Genomic DNA, 11626 nt, shown 5'->3' on the forward strand with positions numbered 1-11626 from the left:
CAAATGCAAGCGCAAGGACCATAGCTGCCAATACAGCTGAAATTTTAGCAAACTTTCTCATAAGTTCACTCCTTATAAATTGAATTTGCCAAACAAGAACTCTGCAATGCAGAATCGCTTTTATTTGGTTCTCCAAGTATACCCCCCCCAGGAATTGTCAAGTACTTTGAGGAATTTTTATGAAAATTTTTTTCAAACAAATTTTCTGTCATTCCATGCACAGACCTTGTGTCATTCCCGTGCAAAGACACGGGAATCTCTCATTAAAACCCAAAATCCACCTTCGCCCTATCAATTGCAACAATCCACGCAATAAAGTAAAATGAATTTCAACTTAGAACTTTGAGGGATTTATGATTTTTTCACCTATAGAAATCGAAGAAACAGTAAATATGTTCATGCGTCAAAAGCTCGATGTGCGATGCATAACAATGGGAATATCACTTTTAGACTGCGCAGATTCAGATGCAAAAAAAGCAAATCAAAAAATTTATGACAAAATAATGCGCTATGCCGGAAACCTTGTGCATGTAGGCCAGGACATAGAAAAAGAATTCGGAGTTCCAATCATCAACAAAAGAATTTCTGTAACTCCAATCGCACTGATCGCTGGAGCAAGCGGAGAAAAATCCTACGTTGAATACTGCCGCACGCTGGACAAATGCGCAAAGGAACTCGGCGTAAATTTCATTGGTGGATTCAGCGCGCTTGTTCAAAAAGGAATCACACCGGCAGATAGAATTTTAATTGATTCAATTCCAGAAGCTCTTGCAACAACAAATTTTGTCTGCTCAAGCGTAAACGTGGGAACAACAAAAAACGGAATCAACATGGATGCCGTAAAGATCATGGGAGAAACAATAAAGAAAACTGCTGAAGTTTCCCGCAACTGTGAAATCAATGGCTGCGCAAAACTTGTAGTCTTTACAAATGCGCCGGAAGACAATCCGTTTATGGCAGGAGCTTTCCACGGACCGGGAGAAGGAGACGCTGTAATCAACGTTGGAGTTTCAGGACCGGGAGTTATTCTTGCCGCCGCCCGCGAATATAAAGGCCGCCCAATCAATGAGCTTGCAGACGGAATCAAAAAAATGGCGTTCAAAATTACACGCATGGGACAAATGGTCGGTACAGAAGCCGCAAAACGTCTTGGCGTAAACTTCGGAATTCTTGACCTTTCACTTGCTCCTACACCGGAAGTTGGAGACAGTGTTGCCCGCATTCTTGAAGAAATCGGACTTGAAGGAGCAGGCGCGCCGGGAACAACAGCAGCTCTTGCAATGCTTACCGACATGGTAAAAAAAGGCGGTGTAATGGCTTCAACAAACGTAGGAGGATTAAGCGGCGCATTTATTCCTGTAAGCGAAGACGAAGGCATGATTAACGCCGTAAAGCAGCATTCCATTACTCTTGAAAAACTTGAAGCAATGACTTGTGTTTGCTCTGTAGGACTTGACATGATTGCGATCCCAGGCGACACGCCTGCAACAACAATCAGCGGAATCATGGCAGATGAAATGGCAATTGGAATGGTAAACAATAAAACAACCGCAGTGCGCCTTATTCCAGCTCCAGGGAAAAAAGCCGGTGAATGGGTTGAATTCGGAGGACTTTTGGGAGGCTGTCCTGTAATCGATGTAAACAAATTCGGCTGCGCAGACTTTATAAACCGCGGCGGAAGAATCCCAGCTCCAATTCATAGCTTCAGAAACTAACTATTAAAAAAATATTCAGTCAAGCCGGATAATGCATCTTTACTTTATCTGCCATTATCGGGTAAGTTGTATATTTTCTGTCATTCCCCAGCTTGACTGGGGAATCTCTTTTCATCTTTACGCAGCAATAGACTTTTAAAACTAGCTCATGGTATAATCAGCGCATGAAACACAATATGCAAATTTTACAAGAGCTAGCCGCAAAAAACGGACCTCTTTGCGTTGGACTAGACACAGATCCGTCTTATATTCCGCAGAATTTAGTTGAAAAATTTTCTCCGGCGCAAGCTGTTCTTGAATACAATAAACTTTTAATAAAGAAAATCACAGAAGACAAAAGCGCCTGCTGCTTTAAAGTCCAGATTGCTTACTACGAGGCAATGGGAATTGAAGGACTTAAAGTTTATTCCGAGACTTTAAAAGCTGTAAAAGACTCCGGGCTAATCTGCATTTCCGATATAAAAAGAGGAGACATTGCAGCCACAGCAAGCGCGTATGCAAAAGCCCATTTTTCAGGCGATTTTGAATCAGATATAATCACAATAAATCCTTACATGGGATTCGACACATTAAAGCCTTTTACAGAATTCTGCGCTTCCAAAGGAAAAGGAATTTTCGTTCTGCTTAGAACAAGCAACCCGGGAATGATAGATATTGAACAAAAAGAATTGAAATCGGGCGGCCGTGTGCTCGATGAAGTCGGAAAAGAACTGGAACGTCTCAGCAATCAGATGAAGGAAACTTTTTCGGAGCAAACCTGCAGCCCTGTTGGAGCAGTTGTAGGATGCACAGAAGAAAGTGATGCAAATTATCTTAGACAAACCTATAAAGATATTTTCTTTTTGATTCCAGGATACGGCGCACAAGGTGGAGCCGCAAGCATTTGCGCAACCCTTTTAAAAAATGCAGGCGGAACAGTAAATTCTTCCCGCGGAATTCTATGTGCTTGGAAAAAAGATTCAACTTGCATAAAAAAACAGCAAGACGGAAAATTTCTTTCATTTGATGACATAGTAGAAACCGCCGCAAAAGCCGCTATAACTTCAAAGAATGAATTAACTAACATTCGGTAATACTAATAAACACAAAACTAACGGTCATTAACAAGAGGTTTTTATGGATGAACCAGAAATTGACAAAGACGGAAACGGACTTCTTTTTTCAGGAAATGCAAAAGTTACAGAATGCAAACAAATTCACAGCAATGTGTTTCTTTTAGAAACAGAACTTGAACTTGAACGAAAAACCCAAGTTTCACCTTTGCCAGGCCAGTTTTATCTTATAAAAAGCGCAAGAAGCAATGTTCAGTTTGGCCGCCCAATAAGTGTTTATCATGCCGAACGAAAATCTGATACCATTTTAAGGGTACAGTTTTTAATCTTGCAAAAAGGTGAAGGTACAGTTGAGCTTTGCCACCTTTTTAAAAACGACTTAGTAGAACTGTCTGGCCCCTTAGGTAACAGTTTTGAAAAAGCAGAAGGAAAACTTTGTATTTGCGGAGGCGGAATTGGAGTTGCTCCGGTTGCAAATTTTGCTTCATCGCTTTCACCAAAAAGCTATGATTTTTACGCAAGCTTTAAAAGTGGCTCTTATGGCTTGGAAAATGTAGACCCGGAAAAACTTGTAATAACAACCGATGACGGTTCTGTCGGAATCCACGGAATGGTAACAGCCGCACTGACATCTGACACCATAAAAAACGAAGGGTACAGCGCAATATATGCCTGCGGTCCTGCACCAATGCTAGCCTATATACAAAAAATTGCAAAAGAAGCAGGCGTAAAATGCTTTTTAAGCATAGAAAAAAAGATGCTTTGCGGAGCCGGAGCTTGCCTTGGATGCACAGTACACACAAAAGAAGGAAACCGCAGGGTATGCAAGGACGGCCCTGTTTTTAACGCTGAAATCCTCGAATTTGAAAAACCAGTTTGTGCAAAGAAAAATCCATTGCCGCAAGACATAGAGCCAAACTTAACTGTTGAAATTGCAGGAATAAAATTTAAAAATCCAGTAATCGCAGCAAGCGGAACATTCGGCTTTGGACAAAACTACCGCGGATTTTTCGATGTTTCAAAGTTAGGCGGAATAAGTTCAAAAGGTCTTACACTAAATCCAAAGAAAGGAAATTCCGGTGAGCGTGTTATCGAAGTTTCATCTGGCGACATAAATTCAATAGGACTTGAAAATCCTGGAGTTCCGCATTTTATTCAAAACGAGCTTCCGGAAATGCTAAAGCTGGACACGGTCTCAATTGCAAACCTCGCAGGCCACGACCTTGATTCCTACGTAAAAGGCGCAGAACTTTTAGAGAAAACTTCAGTTCCGGCAATTGAACTGAACATAAGCTGTCCAAATGTAAAGGCAGGCGGAATGGCATGGGGAATAGCTCCAGAAGCAGCTTTTACTTGTGTCAGCGCAGTTAGAAAAGCAACATCAAAGCCTTTGATTGTAAAACTATCTCCGAACGCACCGGATTTAGTTTCTGTAGCACTTGCCTGCATAAAAGCCGGAGCAAACGCATTAAGTCTAATAAACACAATTCAAGCAGTGGCAATTGATATTGAAAGTGGACGCCCAGTGTTTGACAACATAAAAGCCGGACTTTGCGGACCTGCCGTAAAACCAATTGCGCTCCGCATGGTCTATGACGTTGTAAAAGCAATAAATTCACTTCCAAAGGAACAGCAAATTCCTGTAATCGGCTTGGGCGGAATTTCAAAATGGCAAGACGCAATTGAATTTATAATGGCAGGAGCAGCTGCAGTTCAAGTCGGAACGGCAACTTTTTCAAATCCAAAGACAATGATAGAAATCATCGAAGGGCTAAAAAAATTTATGCAATCCCACGGATACAAAAAGATTGACGACTTGCGCGGAATTGCACAACAATAGCAAAAACACTGCTGCTCTAATCATTAAGCTTATAAAAACTAAAGGAATACTTCCTAAGAGGCTGAGAGAGTATTCCTAAGACCCTGAGAGAGTATCCCTAAGAGCCTAAGTGAGTATTCCTACGGGTCTTAGGAAGTATTACTTCAGGTCTTAGGGATATTCACTTAGGGAGTTAGGAAGTATTCCTTTTGGGCAAACATTCTATTCACGCCACTTTTCATCTTCTTCCTCTTCTTTTACGGAATCTGGAAGAACTGTTTTTCTTGCGGCAGCCGCATTTTCAGAAAAATCTTTTGACTTTTTAGGTGAACCGCCGAATTTTTCATCAAGTGAATATTTTTTTACAATTTTTGTCGTAATCTTTGAATACAAAAAAAAGCTTAATACAAGTCCGATTGTAAAACTTCCAAACAGCGCGTTTCCGTATGCTTCAAAACTAGTCGCATGAAAAACAAATTTCAAAAAGACAAAGCAAATTCCAAAAAGCGAGCCTATTATCAGCGCGGTAAAAAGAATATTCACAACACTTGAAATCAATATATATAGAAGATAAAAAACTTTTTTGTTCATGTTTTATTCCTTTTTGTTGTTTTCACGGTCAGATTTTACCTGAAACACAAACGTTATTAAAAAAATAATTCCAAAGACAACCACAGCAGCGTCTGCAACATTGAATGTAGGCCAGCGTTCCATTCCAAAAAGCCCAAAGAAATAGCAATCAACAAAATCAACAACTCCTTCCGGCCGGAAAAAACGGTCAATCAAATTTCCAATTCCTCCGCCAAGAATTCCGCAGACAGCCCAACACTGAAGCTTTGTAAATTCATTGTTTCTAAAATAAATCACATAAACTGCAATAATAACAAGAAGCGGAAGCAATGCAAAAAGGATTCCCCTAAGACCATCGGAAAGCCCCGAACCCATGCTGAACGCAATAGCATTGTTGCGGACATGAATTAAGCGCAGGTATTTTCCAAAAATTTCAATTACAGCATCATCTGCAAAAACTGTAAGACGCGGAATAAATTTCACAACAAGGCACTTTGTAATCTGGTCAAGAAGAATCACCGCAAAAGAAAGTGTAAGCGGCAAAAGTTTATTTTTTGTGTTCTGATTCATAAAACGATTATAGTATAAAAACGCTAGACTTTACAACAATTCAAAATGCACTTGAAGCGGATTCGCATTTTCTCTATTATTTTGGCATGAAATGGCTGATTGCTTCTGATATACATGGCTCATCTTTTTACTGCAAAAAACTTCTTGAAAAATTCACTGAAGAAAAGGCGGACAGACTTTTGCTTTTAGGCGATATTCTTTATCACGGTCCAAGAAATGAATTGCCAAAAGACTACAATCCAAAAATTGTAACTGCGCTTTTAAATGAAGTTTCAGAAAAAATAACTTGCGTAAGAGGAAACTGCGACTCGGAAGTAGACCAAATGGTTTTAAGTTTTCCAATCATGGCAGAATATACAATACTTGATGTTGGAAACAAGCTTATTTTTGCAACCCACGGACACATTTTTAATAAGAATAACCCTTTAAAAATGCCAAGCGGAAACGTTTTGCTCTGCGGCCATTTCCATGTGCCAAAAATTGTTAAGCACGAAAAATATCTGTACCTAAACACAGGGTCAGTTTCGCTGCCAAAAGAAAATTCCTGGCACAGTTATATAGTTTTTGATGGGGACAGATTCTGCTGGAAAGACTTAGAAAGCAATGAAGAAAAGCTTAGTATCCGCTTATCATCTGAGTATTGATAAAATCTGTTAGAACTGTACCCAAATGATTTGACATATATCCGCTTCTGTCCGGCTGTACCCCAAGAACTGCACCCAAAACTGGCTCTGTATTTTCAACAGGGCCAAATCCTTTTGTAGTGTAGTCGTCTATGTAAGCCAAATCAAAACTGCCGAATATTTTCATAAAACTTTTTTGACTTATATATTGCATTGAGCCAGACAAATCTTCATCTGTAACCAAGAAAATTGTATCTTTTTCTGTAGGTTTGCATAAAGAAAGTAAAATCCAAAACTTTTCGCTTATAACATCAGAACTTTTTTGCGTCTGTTCATATTTGTCAGAATCAAAAATCTTTTGCCGTATTGCCAAAAATCGCTTTATCCACTTTAAATCTGCACCCTTTTTTGAGGCCAGATTAGTTTCATTGTAAAAATCCAAGGAATAAACAGAAAACCCATTGTATGCAAGCTTGCAGAAAAATGACTTGTAAATTTCAGAATTGGCAGTTTCTGGCGGAGCAAAAAGAATTATTTTTCTTCCTGCAGGACTTTCTGTTTCTGGCTCAAAGTTATAAAGCTTTGCAGAAGGAACTGTAAAGGGCTCTTTTAGTTTAGAAAATCCTTTTTGAAAGTTGCCTGAATACAAAACTGTTTTTTGCTTTACCGGCAGCTGATTTTTCTTTGGACTCATCGGGCGGAAATAAATAACTGCAAAAATCATCAGCGCAGCAAAAAGAGCATTCAGCGAGCAAATCAAAATAAGTTTTAATTCATACTGATCCAAAATAACATCAGAGAACATTCTTAAAACGGAGCGAAAATTCCAAACAGCAGACAAAAATGCAAGCGCAAAAACTAAAAAATTTTCAACAGAAAGCGTAAAAACAAAAATGTTTACAATTGCAATAAAAAGTCCCGCAAAAGGCGCAATCGACAGAGAATCTTTTTTTGAATGATTTACAAAAACAAATCTGGCGTTTCCTATAAAAAGCAGTGCAAGAACAAGCAAGTCTGCCAAAGTCTGGTTTGTCATTTTAACTTTTCCTGTGTTTCCTTGATGATTTTCTGAAACTGCTCCAGAGATTTTTCTATGCTGAACTGGCGCGCATGGCTAATAATTTTTTCTTTCTTGAATGTGCCTTTTGAATCAAGCTTTTCAAATTCAAGAATTGAAGAAGCAACGCTGTCTGTTTCCTGCTTGTCAAAAAAAATACCTGTCTTTCCGTCAATGACAGTTTCCAAAGCTCCGCCTTTTCCAAATGCAATTACAGGCCGGCCGCAAGCTTGAGCTTCCAAAGGTGTAAGTCCTAAATCTTCTTCCGCGCAAAAAATAAGCGCACGGCAACGCTGAAGATATGAGCGAACTTCTGAATCTTCTGCTCTTCCTGCAAAAAGAATATTCTTGTCGTTTCCTGCAAGCTTTTTTAGGTTTTCCATTTCAGAGCCAGCGCCAATAACGACAAGCCTGCGTCCAAGTTTTTTACAGGCGCTTACAGCCAAATCAATGCGCTTGTAAGGCACAAGACGCGAAAAGGCAACATAAAAATCTTCCGGCTCAACATCAGCAGGAAAAAATCGTTCAGTATTTATAGGGCAATAAACGACTTTAGCATCCAAATTCCAGAATTTTTTTATGCGGCGGGCAATGTAATTTGAATTTGCAACAACAGCATCAATTCTCTGGCTGGAAATAAAATCCCATTGCCGCAAAGCAGGAATCCAGCGGTTCATAAAAAAGCGAGTCAGTTTTCCGCTTCTCTTTCTGTAGTCAAAAAACAAATCCCAGGCATAACGCATTGGAGAATGAATATATGCAATATGTGGAACAGAAGGCGGCGTAATTACACCTTTTGCACAGCAAGACGAAGAGCAAAGCACCAAGTCATATCCTGAAAAATCAAACGCTTCAAATGCATTCGGCATGAACTTTAAAAGCTTTGTATAAATCCGTGAAGCAAAAGGAAGCTTTTGTATATATGAAGTGTATATTTTATTATTGGCAAAATGACTGCCCATCTTCTTTTTATTGTACACAAGAGTGTAAATATCAGCATCTGGATAAAGACGAAGCATATATTCAACCCAAGTTTCAGCTCCACCATAATTTACAAGCCAGTCATGTACAATTGCAACTTTCATTTTTTGTTTTCCTATGAGCGAATTTTAATGTAAATCTGAATTGTTTTCAATGAATTTTAATCTGAAAGCGACTGAACCCAAGCCTGCATAAGAATTCCAAAAGCAACGCCAACATTTAAAGACGCTTTTAATCCTGTCATCGGAATCGAAACTCTTCCGTAATCAGCTCTTTTTAACGCCTCAGGGCTTACTCCAAGTTCCTCTGAGCCAATAATTACAATTCCTTCTTTTGGAAAAGAAAATTCAGTTATTGGAGTTCCGCCTGTTTCCAAAACAAAAACCGGCTTGTCTTGCGGAAGTTCTTCTAGTGAACATCTTTTGTAGCCTAAAGTTTCTATGCAGCCCATTCCGCTTCTTAATGCACGAGGCTGATTTGGATCTGTGCAGTTCGGGGAAATAAAAACATTTTCACAGCCCATCGCTTCTGCAGTTCTAAAAATAGAGCCTATGTTAAACGGGGAGCGAATATCTTCTGCATAAACACTCACGCCTTTAAAAAATTTTCTGCTTTGGACACAAAGATTCGCATTTGAATGCGGCGCAATAACTAAATCCCATTCAGCTGGAAAAGTTCCTATTATAGCTAGCAAAGAATTCCGGGCAAAATTACAAACCCTTCGCTCATCAAAGTCTTCTGCTTCAATAAGTTTTTTTAATTCTTCTGCGGCATTTTTTGGAAGTTTTGGGTCATCCAGCACAATCTGCGCAACAGTTTTTGTGTATTCAGCGCGCGTCATTCCCGCAAAATTATATTCAGTTCCGTGTTCCGCAATGCCGGCAATATCGCGTTCAAGCTCGCCAAAAGTAAGAGCCAGTTTGCGTCTTTTCTGTCCCGGTTCAAGCTGAAAAAGTTTTCCAGGATTTATCATCAGTAAGCCTTTTTTATGATTTCAAACAAATCGTCAGTTGTCATGCTGCGCTGAAGACTGTTCATAAGCTCAAGTTCGCCTGCATCTTCCGCCGCAACAGAAAGCTGCTCTATAGAAAGCGAAAGGTCTTTTAAACGTGCCGGAATATTTATCTTTGCAATTTTTTGCCTTACATAGTCAGCAAGAGATGCAACAGCTGAAGAAACTGAATCTTCCGGGCGAGAAGCATTTAAAAGATGCGAAAGAACAGCAAGTTTTTCCGCCTTAAACGAAGCCGCATCTTCAATAATATACGGAAGCAAAATTGCAGAAATCAGAGAGCGGGAAATTTTATATCTTGAATTTATTGCAAGTGAAAGAAGATTTGCAGCTCCAAAAGAACTTGAAGCAGCACCCAAAGAAGCCATACAGCCACCCTGAGCCAAAAGAACTTCCTGCGGAGTTGTAACAGAAAGATTCGGCGCGCCATCTTCTGCATAACTCAAAAGCTGAACAGATTTTTCAATAATCATATCGCTGAAAAATGTAGACTTTTGGCTTAAATATCCTTCAACCGCAAAAGCCAAGGCTTCAATTGCCATACAAGAAATTTGCTTTTCTGTCAAAGCCATCTGAAGATTCGGATCCCAAATAACAAGCTTGCAAAGTCCGTTTTGCGTTTTTATAAGCTTTACTTTTGTTGAACGCGCATCAGTTATAAAAGCTCTGTCTGTAAAAATAAAATTATCTCTGTTCGTTGAAGGCAGACAGATAAGCGGAAGAATTTTTTTAGGCGGAACTAAATTTTCATCAATGTAATCGTAGATGCTCTTGGAATCTTCGTAATAAAGAGCACAGACAATGCGGGCAAGCGAAAGTGTTTTTCCGCCGCCAACAGCAATAACTCCATGAACTTTTGCATCCTGAGCAAGCTTTAAAACAACTTTTGCAGTTTCTGAGTCAGCTCCAAGCGGAATTTCGTCAAAAACAAAATAATCAACATTTCTTTCTTTAAGAGATGCCGTAACTTTTGAAGCTGTTCCAGACTCCTTTAGAACAGGATCCATTAAAACTAAAAAATTAGAGCCATACTCCAACGCATACTGACCAAGCCGAGTCGCAGTATAAGAACCAAGAACAATATTAGGTGAAATTTTGAATATAAAATCTGCCATATCAGAAAAAAACTCCTGCAAAAAAAAAGAGCGGAACTATTCCGCCCTAATTTATCCCCTGCAAAAAAATACGGAAATTACAAACCGTAAGCGCTAAGAATTTGATCCGCAGTAGCTGCAATCGTAGCTTCATTGAGGTAATTTGGATCTTGAATCTTGAGCTTTATCTGCTCCACTAGCTCTGAACGAACATCTGGAGTTTCCTCTGCCACTTTATTCATAAACATAGCTTCTGCCATAGCTTTGGCTTCATCGGAAACACTGATTTCATCAGACGCATACTGAGAACCTGCAACATTATTTGAACGCTTTGTGTTCTGCAATGTGTTTAGAGCATTAACCTCTGAAATCTTGTTTATCATCATATCTTGCCTCTCTTATTTTATCGGAAGATTCTTCTGAAATCTTGACATTTTTATTTCCTGAAATAAAAACAGCAAATTCCCCAAGAATCTTCTGACGGGAACTGTAATCTTCAAAAACTTCCTGCGCCGTGCCTTCTGTTATTTCCTCATGAAGCTTTGTAAGCTCCCTGCCCACAACAACACGACGGCTGCTTTCAATATCGGCAATATCCGCCAAAAGTTTTACAATTCTAAACGGACTTTCATACAAAATAACTGCATCGCCAGTTTCCAAAAGCTCTTTTACACGGCTTCTTCTTCTGCCAGGCTTTGGTGAAAGAAAGCCCTCAAAAATCAAAGTTTTTCCACCAGCACCTGCAACACTTGCCAACGCCGCAAAAGCACTTGCCCCTGGAATCGGAATAACGGAATGGCCCGCTTTGCGTGCAAGGCCAGCAAGAACTGCACCCGGATCACTTATTCCAGGAGTTCCCGCATCGCTTGCATAAGCAACTTTCTGGCCTTCATCAAGCAGCTTTATAATTTTTTCAGACGCAAACTGCTCGTTCTGCGCCCTGCAGCTAACCAAAGGCTTTCGAATTTCAAAATGATTCAATAATTGAAGCGTGTGGCGAGTATCTTCTGCCGCAACAACATCAACGCTTTTTAAAATCTCAACAGCCCTAAAAGTCATATCGCCCAAATTTCCAATAGGCGTAGCTACAATATATAATTCCGACACCGTATTTATAGTATACAATTACTAAT

At 39.6% G+C, this 11626-nt stretch carries 12 protein-coding genes; 4 read left to right on the forward strand and 8 right to left on the reverse strand.

Annotated elements, in window-relative coordinates; all coding sequences use genetic code 11:
- The first annotated feature begins 353 nt into the window (after window positions 1-353).
- From B4C08_RS02925 to B4C08_RS02935, 3 genes are all read left to right on the forward strand, one after another.
- On the forward strand, window positions 354-1715 hold the full coding sequence (locus tag B4C08_RS02925) for a PFL family protein (RefSeq protein WP_296662648.1): 1362 nt from the start codon (window positions 354-356) through the stop codon (window positions 1713-1715).
- 164 nt (window positions 1716-1879) lie between these two features.
- Window positions 1880-2788 (forward strand): orotidine-5'-phosphate decarboxylase, encoded by a 909-nt coding sequence (gene pyrF, locus B4C08_RS02930; protein ID WP_296662651.1) that lies wholly within the window; start codon window positions 1880-1882, stop codon window positions 2786-2788.
- Window positions 2789-2831: 43 nt separating this feature from the next.
- Window positions 2832-4607 (forward strand): dihydroorotate dehydrogenase, encoded by a 1776-nt coding sequence (locus B4C08_RS02935; RefSeq protein ID WP_296662654.1) that lies wholly within the window; start codon window positions 2832-2834, stop codon window positions 4605-4607.
- A gap of 201 nt (window positions 4608-4808) precedes the next feature.
- Here the strand turns inward: B4C08_RS02935 and B4C08_RS02940 are convergent, their stop codons facing one another.
- Window positions 4809-5177, reverse strand: coding sequence for a hypothetical protein (locus B4C08_RS02940; protein ID WP_295797701.1), 369 nt, complete (start codon window positions 5175-5177; stop codon window positions 4809-4811).
- A 3-nt stretch (window positions 5178-5180) separates the two neighbouring features.
- Complete coding sequence (gene lspA / locus B4C08_RS02945; RefSeq protein WP_296662656.1) at window positions 5181-5726, reverse strand: signal peptidase II; 546 nt, start codon at window positions 5724-5726, stop codon at window positions 5181-5183.
- An 86-nt stretch (window positions 5727-5812) separates the two neighbouring features.
- Between lspA and yfcE the strand changes: the two genes are divergently transcribed.
- On the forward strand, window positions 5813-6370 hold the full coding sequence (gene yfcE, locus B4C08_RS02950) for a phosphodiesterase (protein ID WP_296662659.1): 558 nt from the start codon (window positions 5813-5815) through the stop codon (window positions 6368-6370).
- Here the strand turns inward: yfcE and B4C08_RS02955 are convergent.
- The 6 genes from B4C08_RS02955 to rsmI all read right to left on the reverse strand — a co-directional run bounded on the left by B4C08_RS02955 (window position 6342) and on the right by rsmI (window position 11600).
- Window positions 6342-7385, reverse strand: coding sequence for a hypothetical protein (locus tag B4C08_RS02955; RefSeq protein WP_296662662.1), 1044 nt, complete (start codon window positions 7383-7385; stop codon window positions 6342-6344). The two genes, yfcE and B4C08_RS02955, sit on opposite strands and share 29 nt — an antisense overlap.
- Window positions 7382-8491, reverse strand: a complete 1110-nt coding sequence (locus B4C08_RS02960; RefSeq protein WP_295797719.1) for a glycosyltransferase — start codon at window positions 8489-8491, stop codon at window positions 7382-7384. The genes B4C08_RS02955 and B4C08_RS02960 overlap by 4 nt, the downstream gene beginning before the upstream one ends.
- A 56-nt stretch (window positions 8492-8547) precedes the next feature.
- On the reverse strand, window positions 8548-9360 hold the full coding sequence (locus tag B4C08_RS02965; protein WP_296662666.1) for a TrmH family RNA methyltransferase: 813 nt from the start codon (window positions 9358-9360) through the stop codon (window positions 8548-8550).
- The gene (locus B4C08_RS02970; protein WP_296662668.1) at window positions 9360-10514 is read right to left on the reverse strand and encodes an iron-containing alcohol dehydrogenase; all 1155 of its coding nucleotides are present in this window, start codon (window positions 10512-10514) and stop codon (window positions 9360-9362) included. Before B4C08_RS02970 ends, B4C08_RS02965 begins: the two co-directional genes overlap by 1 nt.
- Before the next feature lie 77 nt (window positions 10515-10591).
- Complete coding sequence (locus tag B4C08_RS02975; protein WP_294015379.1) at window positions 10592-10879, reverse strand: flagellar biosynthesis anti-sigma factor FlgM; 288 nt, start codon at window positions 10877-10879, stop codon at window positions 10592-10594.
- Entirely contained in the window at window positions 10851-11600 is a 750-nt protein-coding gene (gene rsmI / locus B4C08_RS02980; protein WP_296662670.1) for a 16S rRNA (cytidine(1402)-2'-O)-methyltransferase, read from the reverse strand. The genes B4C08_RS02975 and rsmI overlap by 29 nt, the downstream gene beginning before the upstream one ends.
- Window positions 11601-11626 lie beyond the last annotated feature (26 nt).

This window comes from Treponema sp. UBA753 (assembly GCF_002297325.1).
Lineage (GTDB): Bacteria > Spirochaetota > Spirochaetia > Treponematales > Treponemataceae > Treponema_D.

Bases quoted from the DNA above. Each gene is read 5' to 3' on its own strand.
- B4C08_RS02925 (WP_296662648.1), top strand. From the start codon at position 354: ATGATTTTTTCACCTATAGAAATCGAAGAAACAGTAAATATGTTCATG.
- pyrF (WP_296662651.1), top strand. From the start codon at position 1,880: ATGAAACACAATATGCAAATTTTACAAGAGCTAGCCGCAAAAAACGGA.
- B4C08_RS02935 (WP_296662654.1), top strand. From the start codon at position 2,832: ATGGATGAACCAGAAATTGACAAAGACGGAAACGGACTTCTTTTTTCA.
- B4C08_RS02940 (WP_295797701.1), bottom strand. From the start codon at position 5,177: ATGAACAAAAAAGTTTTTTATCTTCTATATATATTGATTTCAAGTGTT.
- lspA (WP_296662656.1), bottom strand. From the start codon at position 5,726: ATGAATCAGAACACAAAAAATAAACTTTTGCCGCTTACACTTTCTTTT.
- yfcE (WP_296662659.1), top strand. From the start codon at position 5,813: ATGAAATGGCTGATTGCTTCTGATATACATGGCTCATCTTTTTACTGC.
- B4C08_RS02955 (WP_296662662.1), bottom strand. From the start codon at position 7,385: ATGACAAACCAGACTTTGGCAGACTTGCTTGTTCTTGCACTGCTTTTT.
- B4C08_RS02960 (WP_295797719.1), bottom strand. From the start codon at position 8,491: ATGAAAGTTGCAATTGTACATGACTGGCTTGTAAATTATGGTGGAGCT.
- B4C08_RS02965 (WP_296662666.1), bottom strand. From the start codon at position 9,360: ATGATAAATCCTGGAAAACTTTTTCAGCTTGAACCGGGACAGAAAAGA.
- B4C08_RS02970 (WP_296662668.1), bottom strand. From the start codon at position 10,514: ATGGCAGATTTTATATTCAAAATTTCACCTAATATTGTTCTTGGTTCT.
- B4C08_RS02975 (WP_294015379.1), bottom strand. From the start codon at position 10,879: ATGATGATAAACAAGATTTCAGAGGTTAATGCTCTAAACACATTGCAG.